Origin of the sequence: Pseudomonas sp. WS 5078, assembly GCF_012985745.1 — a bacterium.
Classification (GTDB): Bacteria; Pseudomonadota; Gammaproteobacteria; order Pseudomonadales; family Pseudomonadaceae; genus Aquipseudomonas; species Aquipseudomonas lundensis_A.
Map to the genome: position 1 here is coordinate 92,785 of NZ_JAAQWX010000001.1, position 14,409 is coordinate 107,193.

Annotated in this window: 14 protein-coding genes; 11 read left to right on the plus strand and 3 right to left on the minus strand. The window is 58.0% G+C overall.

Features of this window, described 5'->3' with window-relative positions:
* Positions 1–78 precede the first annotated feature (78 nt).
* The 7 genes from HBN68_RS00430 (at position 79) to HBN68_RS00460 (ending at position 7,695) form a co-directional block, all read left to right on the plus strand.
* Positions 79–603, plus strand: a complete 525-nt coding sequence (locus tag HBN68_RS00430; RefSeq protein ID WP_169962060.1) for an RNA polymerase sigma factor — start codon at positions 79–81, stop codon at positions 601–603.
* Positions 600–1,577 (plus strand): FecR family protein, encoded by a 978-nt coding sequence (locus HBN68_RS00435; RefSeq protein ID WP_169962062.1) that lies wholly within the window; start codon positions 600–602, stop codon positions 1,575–1,577. Before HBN68_RS00430 ends, HBN68_RS00435 begins: the two co-directional genes overlap by 4 nt.
* Before the next feature lie 118 nt (positions 1,578–1,695).
* Positions 1,696–2,691 (plus strand): acyltransferase domain-containing protein, encoded by a 996-nt coding sequence (locus HBN68_RS00440; RefSeq protein ID WP_094992784.1) that lies wholly within the window; start codon positions 1,696–1,698, stop codon positions 2,689–2,691.
* Positions 2,692–2,845: 154 nt separating this feature from the next.
* The gene (locus HBN68_RS00445) at positions 2,846–5,260 is read left to right on the plus strand and encodes a TonB-dependent receptor (RefSeq protein WP_169962064.1); all 2,415 of its coding nucleotides are present in this window, start codon (positions 2,846–2,848) and stop codon (positions 5,258–5,260) included.
* An 86-nt stretch (positions 5,261–5,346) separates the two neighbouring features.
* Entirely contained in the window at positions 5,347–6,459 is a 1,113-nt protein-coding gene (locus HBN68_RS00450) for a PepSY-associated TM helix domain-containing protein (RefSeq protein WP_169962066.1), read from the plus strand.
* Positions 6,456–6,632, plus strand: a complete 177-nt coding sequence (locus HBN68_RS00455) for a hypothetical protein (protein WP_169962068.1) — start codon at positions 6,456–6,458, stop codon at positions 6,630–6,632. Before HBN68_RS00450 ends, HBN68_RS00455 begins: the two co-directional genes overlap by 4 nt.
* 124 nt (positions 6,633–6,756) lie before the next feature.
* On the plus strand, positions 6,757–7,695 hold the full coding sequence (locus HBN68_RS00460) for an RHS repeat-associated core domain-containing protein (protein WP_169962070.1): 939 nt from the start codon (positions 6,757–6,759) through the stop codon (positions 7,693–7,695).
* A gap of 14 nt (positions 7,696–7,709) precedes the next feature.
* Here the strand turns inward: HBN68_RS00460 and HBN68_RS00465 are convergent, their stop codons facing one another.
* The gene (locus HBN68_RS00465; RefSeq protein WP_169962072.1) at positions 7,710–8,210 is read right to left on the minus strand and encodes an ATP-dependent zinc protease; all 501 of its coding nucleotides are present in this window, start codon (positions 8,208–8,210) and stop codon (positions 7,710–7,712) included.
* A 244-nt stretch (positions 8,211–8,454) separates the two neighbouring features.
* Here HBN68_RS00465 and HBN68_RS00470 point away from each other — a divergent pair, with 244 nt between their 5' ends.
* Positions 8,455–9,342, plus strand: coding sequence for an acyltransferase (locus HBN68_RS00470; RefSeq protein WP_094992778.1), 888 nt, complete (start codon positions 8,455–8,457; stop codon positions 9,340–9,342).
* A gap of 3 nt (positions 9,343–9,345) precedes the next feature.
* Here HBN68_RS00470 and HBN68_RS00475 read toward each other — a convergent pair whose 3' ends face one another.
* The gene (locus tag HBN68_RS00475) at positions 9,346–9,921 is read right to left on the minus strand and encodes a DUF2780 domain-containing protein (protein WP_169962074.1); all 576 of its coding nucleotides are present in this window, start codon (positions 9,919–9,921) and stop codon (positions 9,346–9,348) included.
* A 418-nt stretch (positions 9,922–10,339) separates the two neighbouring features.
* On the opposite strand from HBN68_RS00475, the gene HBN68_RS00480 reads away from it, so the two are divergent.
* The 3 genes from HBN68_RS00480 (at position 10,340) to HBN68_RS00490 (ending at position 13,084) form a co-directional block, all read left to right on the plus strand.
* On the plus strand, positions 10,340–10,606 hold the full coding sequence (locus HBN68_RS00480) for a short-chain dehydrogenase (protein WP_169962076.1): 267 nt from the start codon (positions 10,340–10,342) through the stop codon (positions 10,604–10,606).
* 130 nt (positions 10,607–10,736) lie between these two features.
* Positions 10,737–11,711 (plus strand): RHS repeat-associated core domain-containing protein, encoded by a 975-nt coding sequence (locus HBN68_RS00485; protein ID WP_169962078.1) that lies wholly within the window; start codon positions 10,737–10,739, stop codon positions 11,709–11,711.
* 317 nt (positions 11,712–12,028) lie between these two features.
* Entirely contained in the window at positions 12,029–13,084 is a 1,056-nt protein-coding gene (locus tag HBN68_RS00490) for an RHS repeat-associated core domain-containing protein (protein WP_169962081.1), read from the plus strand.
* A gap of 106 nt (positions 13,085–13,190) precedes the next feature.
* On the opposite strand, the gene fdhA is transcribed toward HBN68_RS00490, so the two are convergent.
* Complete coding sequence (gene fdhA / locus HBN68_RS00495; protein WP_169962083.1) at positions 13,191–14,390, minus strand: formaldehyde dehydrogenase, glutathione-independent; 1,200 nt, start codon at positions 14,388–14,390, stop codon at positions 13,191–13,193.
* Positions 14,391–14,409: the final 19 nt, after the last annotated feature.

A 14,409-nucleotide genomic window follows, 5' to 3' on the forward strand; every position in this document is an offset into this window, starting at 1 on the left:
ATGAGCGTCAATTGCGCATGGCTTTTGGCTCTGACACAATCGCGAATAATTATCGTTAGTTAAAACGCGCAGTCGGTGATGCCTTTGTCGTCAGTCCAAAATCCCCACAGTGAGCTGGTTGGAGCGCTGTATCGCGACCATCGCAGCTGGTTGCTGGCGTGGTTGAGGCGCAATGTGGCCTGTCCGCAACGGGCCGAAGACTTGAGCCAGGACACCTTCGTGCGCCTGCTCGGCCGAACCGAACTGCAACCGCCCCGTGAACCCCGCGCTTTTTTGGCCGCCATTGCCAAAGGCCTGTTGTTCGACTATTTCCGGCGCGCCGCGCTGGAACAGGCTTACCTCAACGAATTAATGCTGATACCCGAAGCCGAGCAGCCCTCGCCTGAAGAACAACAATTGATCCTCGAAGACCTCAAGGCCATTGATCGCTTGCTGGGCAAGCTGTCGAGCAAGTCCCGCGCAGCCTTTCTTTACAGCCGCCTCGACGGCCTGACCCACGCCGAAATCGCTGACCGTCTGGGCGTGTCGGTGCCTCGGGTGCGCCAGTACCTGGCCCAAGGCATTCGCCAGTGCTACATCGCACTGTATGGCGAACCGACATGAGTCAGGCCAACAGCAAACCGGTGTCCGCTCGCGTGCTCGACGCTGCCATTGCCTGGCAGTTGTGCCTGGACTGCGGCAACGGCAGCGACGTTGAACAGGCCGAATTCGCCAAGTGGTACGCCGCCAGCGAAGAACACGCCCGCGCGTGGCTGCAACTGGGCATGCTCGACCATCGCTTCAGCACAGCCAGCATCCCGGCCCGCAATGCCTTGCTCAACGCACGGCACACCGCCCACCGACGCCTGCGCAAAGTCGGCAGCGGGCTGGCCAGCCTTGCACTGGTAATCGGACTGACTGTACTCGCCGGTAAAAATTACCTGCCGATGGACTACTGGATGGCCGATCAGCGCACCGCCACCGGCGAACAGCGCATGGTAACACTTGCCGAAGGCACCCTGCTCAACCTCAACACCCACAGCGCCGTGGACGTACGGTTTGACGAACGCACACGCCTGATCGTGCTACATGAAGGCGAAATCATGGTGCAAACCGGCCACAACGATGCCCGCCCGTTTATCGTCAAAACCCGCGATGGCAGCCTGCGCGCTTTGGGCACCCGGTTTCTGGTCAAGCGCGAAGACGACGGCACCCGCCTCAGCGTCCTGCAATCGCGGGTCGCCGCGCACCCCGAAAGCACCCCGGACGAAACCGTTTATAACGAAGGCCAGCAAGTGCTGATGCACCGCGACGGGCTGGGCCAGCGAGTTGCGCTGGCTCCCGGCGCAGACGCCTGGACCCGCGGCATGCTGGTGCTCGACAACGTGCGCCTGGCCGACATGGTGCGCGAGCTTAACCGCTACCGCCGCGGCCACCTGGGCGTTGACCCGGACGTCGCTGACCTGCGCATTACCGGCACATTCCCGCTCAACAACATTGAATTGGCGCTCAATGCATTGCTGCCCACCCTCCCGGTGCACATCACCCAACACACCCCGTGGTGGGTCACGGTCAGCGGCAAGCCTGAGGCCCAGTGATCGGCACAGCGCTACCGGTTATCGCTCTATAGCCGATTGATCCTGCAGGTTTCTGCCCCGAGGCTAAGCTCGTGCGCGCTGTTCGCAGCGAACACATTTACTAGCCGAGGAAGGATCCATGCCGCTATTACCTGAGTTGCGCAGTCACTCCATCGTTTTTTTGTACCCCGGCCAAGGGGGGAGCCCGCAGGGGAGCCTGCAAGCGTTGTACAGCGTCAGTGACGAGACCCGACAAACCATCGATGAGGTGATAGCAGCCGTCGACGGCGTGGTCGAAGAGCGTCACCAACGGGGTCACGCCATCGCCCCCGGCATGGTGCGCGAGGTGTTGCTCAGCCCGGACACCGGCACCGTACTGCCTTACGGGCTCAAGCAGCTTGCTCTGTACACCAGTGCCGTAGCCATGACCCGCGTTTTGCGCCACGCCGGTATTGAACCGGATGCCGCGCTCGGAGAAAGCTTCGGAGAAATCGCCGCTCGGGAATGTGCTGGCAACGTAACCGTTACCAACGGCGCCCGCACGGCCTGCGCGTTGAATGACGCGTACTACGCGGTGCTGAATCAGGGCGACATGTTGCTGGTAAACGCCAGCGAAGCACACACCCTCGCCGTGCTGCGCCAAATCAACCATCCCGAGCTGAGTCTGGCCACCGTAAATTCCCCGACCCACACGGTGGTCAGCGGCCCCCACGACGCATTGCAAGCCATGATTGATGCCACCCCGGCGGGTACGCCGCCCCCGCGCGAACTGGGCATCGGCTATGCCTCGCACCACCCGCAGCACACCGCAATCAAACAGGCGGCGTTGCGCAGCATGCCAGGCATTCCCCAGACGCCGCTCAAGCTGGCGCTCTACTCAACCGTGCAGCAACGTGCCTACACCCCGCAGGATGATCTGGTCGAAGGGTTTTCAGACAACACGATAAAACCCTGCCACCTGCCCAATACCCTGAACGCGTTGGCACGTGCCATCCCAAACCCGGTCTTCATCGATTTGGGCAGCAACGGCTACATGGCCCGTTGCGTCAGCAAAATCCTGCCCGGTGCGCAGACCTATGCGCCACTGACCCAAAACGCGCTTGACCTGCGGGCCGACCTCACGCGCCAGCGATAAGCGCACGTGCTGGCGCAGGCCGGTTAACAGCCCGCGCCAGCTTTACCAACGCGCTCAAACTTAATGCAGATTATTTTCAATTGAGCCCTATCACTTTTTAACGCTCGTTCGGCATACAGGCATTGAGAAACATTTCCATTCAGGAATTTGCCGAATGTCCCGTACCCTCGACACGTTATTGCGCCCCAGCCTGCTAGCCGTCGCTATTGCGTTCAGTGTTCCGTTGACCAGCAGCGTGCTGATGGCTGCCGAATACAGCACCACCGCCCGCAGTTACAACCTGCCCGCCGGGCCGCTGGCCTCGACCCTGAACCAGATCGCCAGTCAGGCCGGGATCACGCTGGCCATCGACGCGTCCTTGTTGGCAGGCAAAACCTCGGCGCCCGTCAACGGCCAGTTTGAGCCGACCACGGCGTTGCGCGAGGCGTTGCAAGGCAGCGGGTTGCAGTTGCAACAAACTGGCAGCGGCGCGTACACCCTGCTCCCTATTGAAGAAGGCACCCTGACCCTGGGCGATGTGAACATCAACGCCACGGCCGTGGCCGAAGGGTCCGAGGCGGCAGGTTATGTCAGTGAAAACGTCAACAATGTCGGCGCGTTGGGCGGGATGAAACTGCAAGACGCGCCCTATTCCATGAGCGTGACGTCTCAGGACTTTCTGAAAAATACGCAAGCCACTTCGCTGGATGACGTGTTTAAACGCAACCCCTTCACCCAGGTGTTTTCTCCCACAGGGGCGGGTTATGCCAGTGCCGTGAACATCCGGGGGTTCAGCGCACCGGGCAACTTGAGCATTGCCAACGACGGCCTGCGGTTTTCGACCCTGGCCGACGCCGGTAACTTCCTCGAAGAAACCGAACAACTGGAGGTCGTCACCGGCCTTACCGGGTTTCTGTACGGGCCTGCGTCGCCCGGTGGCCTGGTCAACTACGTGCTCAAGCGCCCCACCTACCACACGTACCGCAGCGTGACACTGGGCAATGCGGGCGGGGATAACTATTACATGCACGGCGATTTCGGCGGCAAGCTCGACGACGAAGGCCAGTTCGCCTATCGCTTGAACCTGCTGACCCAAGATGGCGAAACCGCCATCGACATGCAGAAACGTCGCCGCGAGTTGATCAGCCTCGCTGTGGACTGGAACGTCAGCGACGACCTGCAAATCCAGTTCGACGCCTCGCATAAAAAGACCCAAGTGCGCGGTTTGACCAGTTACTGGTATTTCAGCGATCAAGCGCTGCGCCCACGGGCCTCGGTGCTGGATAACGACAAACTGTACAGCCAGCGCTGGTCGTTCTCGGACAACGAAACCGACAAGGGCGGCGTTCGCGCCAAATGGCGCTTGAACGACACCTTCACCCTGCGAGCCGCCTTCGCCGCGCAACAATTCACCGAAGAAAACACCTACACCGGGCCGACCGTGTCCAGCGCCGGTGTTTACACCCAGCCGCTGTACGCCTTCGCGCCCATCGAGCACCAGGAAAACTCCGGGTATCTGTTCCTCGACGCCGCCTTCAACACGGGCGCTATCGGCCACCAGATGACCCTCGGTTATCAAGGCAACAACGCCCGCGTGCGCATGTACGAGGATCACATCCCGCCAGCAGGCATTCAGTATGCCGATGTCGGCGGCGGCCCCCTGCCGTTCGGAACCGCCGAGCAAGTGGGCAAACCTTCGTATTCCATCGGGCATGGCAAACAGCGGTTGGCCAACACGACCGAGACCAACAACGTCCTGATCGGCGACATCATCACCTTCAACGATCAATGGTCGAGCATCCTGGGGGTCACCCGCACCCAGATAAAGTCCTACGCCAATGACTTCGTGTACTCCGCCACGGACAAGAAAACCCGTTACGACGCCACGAAAACCTCCCCCAGCGTGTCGTTGATCTACAAGCCCGTGCCCTGGCTGACCACTTACGCCACGTACATCGAGGGGTTGCAGGCGGGCGGCACGGCGCCGTACAACGCCATCAACGTGGGCGAAATTTTCGCGCCGCAAGTCAGCAAGCAATACGAAGTGGGCGCCAAAGCGACGGTGGGCGAAACCTTGCTCACCCTTGCGCTGTTCAACATCGAAAAGCCCAATGGCTTTCTGAATGAGTCGATGGTCTACAGCGAAAGCGGCAAACAGGTGAACAACGGCCTGGAGTTCAGCGTGACGGGTAAGGTCACGCCCGAACTGACCGTGGTCGGCGGCTTCACCCTGCTGGACCCGAAAATCAAAGACGCCAACGTCAAGGCCAACGACGGCAATGCACCGGTCGACGTGGCCAAGCAACTGGCCAAGGTCTACGCCGAATACGACATCAACGCGGTGCCCGGCCTGGCGCTGACCGGCGGTGCGTTCTACACCGGCAAGCAATACACCGACGAAGCCAATGACTACCAATTGCCCTCGTTCACCACGTTTGACGCCGGCGCGCGCTACCGCATGAAAGTCTCGCAGAACGACCTGACCTTGCGCATGAACGTCAGCAACCTGGCCAACAAAGACTACTGGCTCAACAGCCACTACCTGGGTGATCCGCGTACCGTACAGTTCTCGGCGCAGCTGGAGTTCTAATCACCTCGCCCGCCCTCACCGGGCTGAAGTCTCGATAAACGGGCTGCCCGGCGACCCCTCGCAGCCTGCGTCATTTTTGGAATGTCATGAAAAGCAAAACCATCCGTCGCTGGTCCTTTATCCACACGTGGACCAGCCTGATTTGCACCGCATTTTTGCTGTTGCTGGCGCTGACCGGTTTGCCGCTGATTTTTCATCACGAAATCGATCACCTGTTGGGCAATAGCCCGCAACTGCGGGAGATGCCCGCCGATACCCCGCGCCTGAACCTGCAACAGCTGGTCAAGGCCGCCGAGGCACACCGGCCCGGCGAGGTCATGCAGTACTTCGGCAGTGAAGACGATGAACCCAACGCGGTGATCGCCATCATGGCTGCCACGGCGGGCACCGAGCCCAATTCCTCGCACACCTTCATGCTCGACGCCCGTACCGGCGAAGCTCTGGAAATGCCGTCGGCCAATGGTGGGATCATGATGGTCATGCTGCGCCTGCACGTGGACATGTTTGCCGGGCTGCCGGGCAAGCTGTTGCTGGCGTTCATGGGGGTTGTGTTCGTGCTGGCGATTGTCTCGGGCGCTGTGTTGTACCTGCCGTTCATGCGCCGCCACACCTTCGCCACAGTGCGCACCGAAAAATCCACGCGCCTGCGCTGGCTCGACCTGCACAACCTGATTGGCGTCGTGACGCTGACCTGGGCCTTGGTGGTCGGCGTCACGGGTGTAATAAGCGCCTGCGCCGACTTAATCATTGCCGCCTGGCGCACCGAAAGCCTCACGGCCATGGTCCAGCCTTACCGCGACGCGCCGCCCTTGACCCAACTGGCCCCGGCCACGCACCTGCTGGACATCGCCGCCACCGCCGCCCCCGGCATGCGCCCGGACTTCATCGCCTTCCCCGGCACGCGTTTCTCCAGCGAGCACCATTACGCGGTATTCATGAAAGGCAGCACGCACCTGACCTCCCACTTGCTCACGCCGGTGTTGATCGACGCCAGCACCCTGAAGGTGACGGCGGTGGGTACGCGCCCGTGGTACATGGACGCCATGGGCATGTCCCAACCGTTGCACTTCGGGGACTACGGCGGTATGCCGATGAAAATACTCTGGGCGGCCCTCGACCTGCTGACCATCATCGTCCTGGGCAGCGGCTTGTACCTGTGGTGGGTGCGCCGCAACGCCGCGAAGGAGAACGCCCGATGAAGCCGCGCCAGTCGAATTTCTGGAAAGTGTTCTCCGTGCCGCTGACCATCGGCGTGCTCAGCGCCATGGGCCTGTTCAGCGCGTTGCTGGACGACGGGGCGTGGGATGTCCTGAGCTGGATCGGCCTGGGCATACCGGTGTGGCTCAGCGTGCGCGGGTTGCTTAAGCGTTGACCGGTGCGCTACCCCTATCGCTTGGCGACCAACGGCACACAAACCTAGCCGTTCTATCAGTACCGCTCACGGCATTGAGCCGCTAACACTGCCTGTTCATTGAGCAAGCAATACGGTAAATGCCATGTCAGCGCAAAAGCCCCTGCAACTGCACCAGTACGCCTTTGACCCGCTAGACCGTCATGTGAGTACCGGCACTGCTGAAGACCCAGCCACTCACCTGTTTTATTGTCGTGAACGTGTGGCCACTGAAATCAGAGGCGATACCCGTGCGCAAGTCTTTGAGTGTGAAGAGGCGGTACTGGCTTATAGAGTCCATCAGGGTGAGGGACTCACGACGTCACTGATCGCCGGGGACACTAAACGTTCAACACTGTCGGTTCTGAACCACAGCCAACAGGCATCAGTGACTTTTACACCATATGGGCATCAGCCCTTAACGCCCGGCACACACAGGGTGCCCGGCTTTAATGGTGAACGCCCGGACCCGCTAACCGGGCATTACTTGCTGGGCAACGGCTACCGGGCGTTTAACCCGATATTGATGCGCTTTAACAGCCCCGACCGTTGGAGCCCGTTTGGCAAAGGCGGGATTAATGCGTATGCGTATTGCTTGGGCGACCCTATAAACCGTATCGATCCCGACGGTAATATCAGCGTGCTGATGCTGAACCGGGCGTTTACGATTATTACGCAGCGTTTAGCAAAGAAACCGCCCCGCACGTGGGTATTTGCCAACAGCCTGGATGCTATTCCAGAGAACAAAGCAGTGACATCTTTCACCACCAGGATTGATAAAAGCCAACTTGAACTGACAAAAGACCTGAGGATTTTTCCGCGAAGCCAAAAACAAAACTTAAAACTTCATACGTTTATCAGGAAAAACAAACCACTACTGATTGAGTTTGTCGAGTCCAATAATTTAGATAGAAAAAGAGAAATCGTTCTTCAGCTCACCGCTAAAAAAACAAAACAAGAACGAAAATTGACCCTAAATATCCCACCTTCGCCTGACAATCCCACCGTTAAAACAGAGGGCCTAGCGTCGAGCATTCGCCAGTAATGCTCGACATCGGTTTAACAGTCCGGCTTATCGGCCGTATACCGACGCGCCGGGTTGACCGCCGCGCCAAATTCCCTGAGTGCCTTGGCGCCGATCAGCAGCGGGTAGTTGAAACTGCTGCGGTCGGTCAGGTTGACCTCCACGGTGCGCTTGACGTTACCCAGGCACATTTCAAGGTCGACCACCGGGCGCTTGGCGCTCGCGGGCTCTTCCTTGTCGTCGTCCTCATCAGCGCGGCTTTTGATTTTGCTGATGCGCGCCACTTTGTGCTCGTACACCTTGCCACTCGCGCCTTTGGTGGCGAGTTGGAAACGCACCCATGGCTCGCCATCGCGGGTGAACGTTTCGATGTTCTTGGCCGACAACGACGCCGTCAGCGCGCCCGTGTCCATCTTGGCCTGCAAGGTTTCACCGATTTCCGGGAGCTTGATGTATTCATAGCGCCCGTAGAGCGTGGGCTCGGCAGCCATCACCGGCAAAGCCAGTACGGACAACAAAACGAAAACGGATTTCATAGTGGCGGTTTCCTGTGGAGGTTGCGGGTTAGACCCCGGTTTGCGCCTGGGTTCCCGCAGGCAACGGGCTGGCAGTCATTGAGCATAGAGGTTTGCGATCTCGCGCAGCCCGTTAACGGCTACACGTTTTCGGGTGTGGGCGCAGCCTATTTCATCGTGTGTGAAACATTTGTCCACACTCCAATTTGGCGTTCTGCGGCGTGCTGCTTATCATTGGCGACCCTCAAATCGTCAAGAGTTGCTTATGCGCCGCCTGCTCACCGGCTGTCTGGTCACGCTCCTGTTGCTGTGCAACACCCTGATTCTGTTTGGTCCGCTGATGCTGTTTGCGTTGCTCAAGCTCATCTCGCCGGGGCGTTTGCGCGATTACAACTCGCGGGCGGTCATGTGGATCGCCGAGACGTGGTCCGAAATCGACAAACGCATTTTCGCCTTGTGCCTGCCAACGCACTGGGACATCCGTGGCGCCGAGGGTTTGAGCCGCAACACCTCCTATCTGGTGATCAGCAACCATCAATCATGGGTTGATATCCCGGCGTTAATGCAGGGCCTGAATCGCCGCACGCCGTTCTTCAAATTCTTTTTAAAGAAGGAACTGATCTGGGTGCCGTTTCTGGGACTGGCCTGGTGGGCGCTCGATTACCCGTTCATGAAGCGCTATTCCAAAGCGTTCCTGGCCAAACACCCCGAACTTAAAGGCCAAGACCTGAAGATCACCCGCGCCGCCTGCGAGCTGTTCAAGCGCCAGCCGGTGACGGTGGTCAATTACCTGGAAGGCACCCGCTTCACCCCGGCCAAAAGCGCCCTGCAACACTCGCCCTATACCTACCTGCTCAAGCCCAAGGCGGGCGGCGTGGCGTTTGTGCTGGCGGCGATGGGTGAACAGCTGGATGCCGTACTCGATGTGACCGTGGTGTACCCACAGGCCAAAATTCCGGGGTTTTGGGACTTGATCAGCGGGCAGGTGCCCAAGGTGATTGTCGACATCCAGACCCGTGAGCTGGACCCGGCCTTGTGGCAGGGGGATTACGAAAACGACCCGGTGTTTCGCGAGGTTGTCCAGAGCTGGGTCAACCAGCTCTGGATCAAGAAGGACCAGCGCATCAGCACCTTGCGTGCCGAGCGCAGCTGACCTTTAGATACCCCACAGCGTACTCAGCGTGGTCAACAGCGGGCTGGATACGCCCTGTTGGCCAAGGTACTGGGTGATCAACGGCGCGAATTGCTGAATCAGGCTGCTGTTCATGCCCAGCGCTTCGAACGCGCTGTTGAGCTGCGATTGATTCGTCACGTTGCTCACGGCCACTTTGGCATCATTGCTGACCGGGTTGATCTGGCCGACGAGGGCCTGAAGCTGCGGGTTCTTGGCGCTGAACTGGCTCAGTTGGGTCAAGGCACCGGCCCCGGTGACTTTGTTGATGCCCGGCACTTGCTGCGTCAAGGCCGCGTAATCATTGGGGGTGAGCTGGTTTTTGGCCAGGCTCAACATCGCACCCACGCCACCTGCTGCCTGCTCAGGCTTAACACCCATCTGCTGGGCTTTAGTCAGCAGGGCCAGGGCCTGAACGGTCTGGTCGGACTTTGCGCTGTTGCCGCCCTGAACCTGATTCAAAATGCCCGCGGCATCGTTCAGGCTAAAGCCTCCTGCAAACACCGGGCTCGCGGCCACGGTCATCAATGTTGCCAGTGCTACGCCGCTCAACTTCTTCATTGCATCCACCTCTTAAAAGCCAAAGACCACTCCCGGCGGAGCAGTGAAACTGTGTGTAAGACCCCTACCCAAGGCCGTTGTTCCCAATGCCTGTGGCCGGTTCAACGGTTGGCAAGCTTAATGGAAAAGTACCAATGCCTACAGCAATTGAGGTTTGCCGGTGGCGGGCCAGCGGCTTATAGTCCGCTCGTCGTCCCAATGACGACCAGGTTTGGCGACCTGTTTACCACCATGCGAAAACTCTTGTTTACTTGCAGGACTTTTTGCACCCGCAATGCTGCTTTATGGCAGCTGCGCGTGGGAGACCTTCGGGTCTGCCGGTGGTGTGTTTCCGGTTCGCCAACCTGCGCGCAGCTGCCACCTATTCGTTTGGCGACGATTAGGTGGGGTTAAATCAAACACACAAAGAGCATTGCCCATGAACCGCTACATCCCGCTGACCGCCATCGACTGCCTGATCCCCAGCCTGCTAATAGACGCCCAAAGCCCGCCCGACGTACTGCACGCCAACGCCGCCGCGCGCATTCTGGCCGCCACCCAAGTGCTTGAAAGCCTTGAGCGGCTCGACCCCCACCAGACTGACAGCATCGACCTCAAACAGTTGGCCCACGCGTGCGCCCTCTTACTGCGCGACGGCTGCGACCTGCTCGACGTGCTGGGCCGGCGTTTGCACGTCTCAACCTGAGTCAGTACGGGCCGCGACTCACGCAGTGCCCGGCTATGGGCGCTGCAAACCTAGCATTTCTGCCAGCTATACAACCCCTGAAAGCGTGTGGATGCTCAAAGCGTGTTCAACCACTCATTCGGGAACAACGATGAAAAAGCCCCCTCGCTCCCTACCAGGCGGTTACCAGTACGATGCACTGGATCGCCTGAGCAGCAGCAACACCACGCGTCGGTTTTATCAAGACGAGCGCATTGCCACTGAAATTGAAGGAACCAATACCCGTCGCTTTGTGGAGTTCGACGCTCAACCCCTGGCCGTGCAACAAGGGCAAGCCACCACCCTGCTGGCCACCGACCTGCAAACATCAGTGCTGCAACACCTCAGCGCGGCAGGCACACAGGCGTGTGCCTATACCCCCTATGGCCATCACCCGACCGAAAATGGCATCACCCGGCTACTGGCTTTCAATGGCGAACACCCGGAAGCCGTGACTGGGCATTATTTGTTAGGCAACGGTTATCGGGCTTATAACCCTGTATTAATGCGCTTCAACAGCCCGGACAGTTGGAGCCCGTTTGGGGAGGGGGGGGTTAATGCGTATGCGTATTGTACAGACCCTGTAATGATGCAAGATCCCACTGGGCACATATGGCAATGGGCAAAGCCCGTTCTAAGAGCGTTTAAGATAATCAGAACTACAAAAGTAACAAATGCGCAAACCACATCGCTTTACTTAAAAACTTTAGGGTCGATCGATGCATTGGGTGCGCCCATGAACCTCGACACTAAACCCTCTTCATTATCTAACAATGCGCTAGTAAAACAAGCCACCACCAACTTCAAGCGCGCAGAGAAAATAACCAAACAATTCGAAAAACTCAATGTACGTGCTGGCTATACACCGTACAGCGGTGACTTTATAAATCAACCACGACGTGCAGCCGTAAAAAATATGCAACAAGGCTATGCTGGCGCGGCCCAAGCCAGAAACCAAATGAACATGAATCGCAATATTCTTAATAACGCAAGCGCACAGAGAAATAAAGCCATTAAACTTTTGCGTGATGCACAAAATAATTTAGAAATAGTCATAGAAAATCGCAACATCAGAATTGCACCTTAAACTGTCCGAAAAGTTCGTTTTTTAAGTCCCCTGTGACTTATCAACCCCAAGGATACGATTTGTATCCTTGGGGTCCATTCAATCAAATACCCTCAACAACTCATGTGGGTTCATCACAAACTTCTTCGACGCCCCCTCATGAGGCCTCGTCCACGGGCTGGGATAAATCCGTACAACCTGGCACGGCTAAAACGCCAAACACGGTTGCGTTTGAAGGTGCGCGGGCCCTCCGCCGACCTATTACTTCTGCCAGCTATGCTACTCCCGAAAGCGTGTGGATGCTCAAAGCGTGTTCAACCACTCATTCGGGAACAACGATGAAAAAGCCCCCCCACGCCCCTCAAGGCAATTACCAGTACGACCCACTGAATCGCCTGATAATCAGCAACACCACGCGCCGGTTTTATCAAAACGAGCGCATTGCCACTGAAATTGAAGGAACAAATGCCCGCCGCTTCATGGCGTTCGACGCACAACCTTTAGCCGTGCAAGAAGCGCAGGCTACGACCCTGCTGGCCACCGATCTGCAAACCTCGGTGCTGCACCATGTCAGCGCGGCAGGCACACAGGCGTGCGCCTATACCCCCTTTGGTCATCACTCGGCCGAAAGTGGCATCACCCGGCTACTGGGTTTCAACGGCGAGCACCCGGAAGCCGTGACTGGCCATTATTTGTTGGGTAAGGGTTATCGAGCCTATAACCCGGTGTTAATGCGGTTCAATAGCCCGGACAGTTGGAGCCCGTTTGGCGAGGGGGGGATTAATGCGTATGCGTATAGTAATAAGCCGCTTAACGAAGTCGACCCAACAGGCCATGCCAGTATTTTTAAACTTCTTAACCGCATAGGCAAAGGCATTGGTAACAAACTAGGCTTACGAGAAAGAACATTTAAAGCCTCGGTAGCTGATAACTTACCAACAGTACTCACTAATAACCGCCTACCTAATAATGAAACGAGCGCCGTATCCAGCAACCTTCCCTCATCTCCGCCTTCCTACGAAAGCCATAAGATTAAAACATCTCGCACCCTAAATTTCGAAACGCCTCCTCCGAGATATGAAGCGTCAGCCATGAGTTATAGAATCACTTCCAATCCAACGTCTAACATCCAAAGACTCGACCTCGCGCCAGATTATTGGTCCGCCAATAATCTACCTTTCGGAGACACTACTAACATCATCCTACAGGCTCGCAGAAATAACCTCCAAGATGCGCTTGGACCCGCCCTTAGGCAAGCGCTTCGAATAGAAGAACCTATAGTAAGACCCGCCCCATTACTCTTCTTAGCTCATTCATCAAACGGGCTCACGAGAGGGCAACTCAGGCATAACCAGAACGCACTTAGGACAGCGAGGGACAACTTAAGGCGATAACCAAATTATAGATCACACACTACGGTAATGGCATGGACCCATGCCGTACATCAATATTAAATAAGCGCTATGCCTTTCACAAAGATAGCGCTTATTTTAAGCAGCATTAGCTATTACCGAACAACCGATGCGGATCAATCACAAACTTCTTCGGCACGCCCGCATCAAACTCCCCGTAGCCGCGAGGTGCATCGTCCAGGCTAATCACTTCGACCCCGACGATGTCGGCAATTTTGATCCGGTCCCACATGATAGCTTGCATCAATTGGCGGTTGTATTTCATCACCGGTGTTTGCCCGGTGTGAAAGCTGTGGGACTTGGCCCAGCCCAGTCCAAAGCGAATGCTCAGGCTGCCCATTTTCGCGGCGGCATCCACAGCACCCGGGTCTTCGGTGACGTACAGGCCCGGAATACCGATTTTGCCCGCCACCCGCACCACCCCCATCAGTGAGTTCAGCACGGTGGCCGGGGCTTCGTGTTTGACGCCGTCATGCCCATGCCCTCGGGCTTCAAAGCCCACCGCATCAACCGCGCAATCCACTTCAGGCTCGCCCAGCAACGCTGCGATCTGTTCATGCAACGGGGTGTCCATGGACAGGTCGGCAATTTCAAAGCCCTGCGCCTTGGCGTGGGCCAAGCGAATCGGGTTCACGTCCCCGACAATCACCACGGCAGCGCCCAGCAGGCGCGCGGATGCCGCAGCGGCGAGCCCAACCGGCCCTGCGCCCGCAATGTAGACCGTGCTGCCGGGGCCGACGCCCGCCGTGACGGCGCCGTGGTAACCGGTGGGCAGGATGTCGGAGAGGCAGGTCAGGTCGCGGATTTTCTCCATCGCGGCGTCGCGGTTCGGGAGTTTGAGCAGGTTGAAATCCGCATAAGGGACCAATACATATTCAGCCTGACCGCCGACCCAGTCGCCCATGTCCACGTAACCATAAGCACCGCCGGGACGGGCCGGGTTGACGGTCAGGCACACGCCGGTGTTCTGCTCTTTGCAACTGCGGCACCGCCCGCACGCCACGTTAAACGGCACCGACACCAAATCCCCGACCTTCAAATGCTCCACGTCACGCCCGGCTTCAATCACCTCGCCGGTAATTTCGTGCCCCAGTACCAGCCCGGTTTGCGCCGTGGTACGGCCGCGCACCATGTGCTGGTCAGAGCCGCAAATGTTGGTCGACACCACACGCAGGATCACGCCATGGTGAATCGGTTTGCCTTGAGGGTTTTGCATCTTGGGGAAAGGAATGGATTGCACTTCTACCTGGCCATTGCCCAGGTACACCACACCGCGATTGTCAGCCATCGTGTTCACCCTTGTTGTT

Excerpts from the sequence above, each read along its gene's own strand:
- HBN68_RS00490 (WP_169962081.1), top strand. The coding sequence starts at position 12,029 with ATGAAAAAGCCCCCCCACGCCCCTCAAGGCAATTACCAGTACGACCCA.
- HBN68_RS00455 (WP_169962068.1), top strand. The coding sequence starts at position 6,456 with ATGAAGCCGCGCCAGTCGAATTTCTGGAAAGTGTTCTCCGTGCCGCTG.
- HBN68_RS00485 (WP_169962078.1), top strand. The coding sequence starts at position 10,737 with ATGAAAAAGCCCCCTCGCTCCCTACCAGGCGGTTACCAGTACGATGCA.
- HBN68_RS00470 (WP_094992778.1), top strand. The coding sequence starts at position 8,455 with ATGCGCCGCCTGCTCACCGGCTGTCTGGTCACGCTCCTGTTGCTGTGC.
- HBN68_RS00475 (WP_169962074.1), bottom strand. The coding sequence starts at position 9,921 with ATGAAGAAGTTGAGCGGCGTAGCACTGGCAACATTGATGACCGTGGCC.
- HBN68_RS00480 (WP_169962076.1), top strand. The coding sequence starts at position 10,340 with ATGAACCGCTACATCCCGCTGACCGCCATCGACTGCCTGATCCCCAGC.
- HBN68_RS00440 (WP_094992784.1), top strand. The coding sequence starts at position 1,696 with ATGCCGCTATTACCTGAGTTGCGCAGTCACTCCATCGTTTTTTTGTAC.
- HBN68_RS00430 (WP_169962060.1), top strand. The coding sequence starts at position 79 with ATGCCTTTGTCGTCAGTCCAAAATCCCCACAGTGAGCTGGTTGGAGCG.
- HBN68_RS00460 (WP_169962070.1), top strand. The coding sequence starts at position 6,757 with ATGTCAGCGCAAAAGCCCCTGCAACTGCACCAGTACGCCTTTGACCCG.
- fdhA (WP_169962083.1), bottom strand. The coding sequence starts at position 14,390 with ATGGCTGACAATCGCGGTGTGGTGTACCTGGGCAATGGCCAGGTAGAA.
- HBN68_RS00450 (WP_169962066.1), top strand. The coding sequence starts at position 5,347 with ATGAAAAGCAAAACCATCCGTCGCTGGTCCTTTATCCACACGTGGACC.
- HBN68_RS00435 (WP_169962062.1), top strand. The coding sequence starts at position 600 with ATGAGTCAGGCCAACAGCAAACCGGTGTCCGCTCGCGTGCTCGACGCT.
- HBN68_RS00465 (WP_169962072.1), bottom strand. The coding sequence starts at position 8,210 with ATGAAATCCGTTTTCGTTTTGTTGTCCGTACTGGCTTTGCCGGTGATG.
- HBN68_RS00445 (WP_169962064.1), top strand. The coding sequence starts at position 2,846 with ATGTCCCGTACCCTCGACACGTTATTGCGCCCCAGCCTGCTAGCCGTC.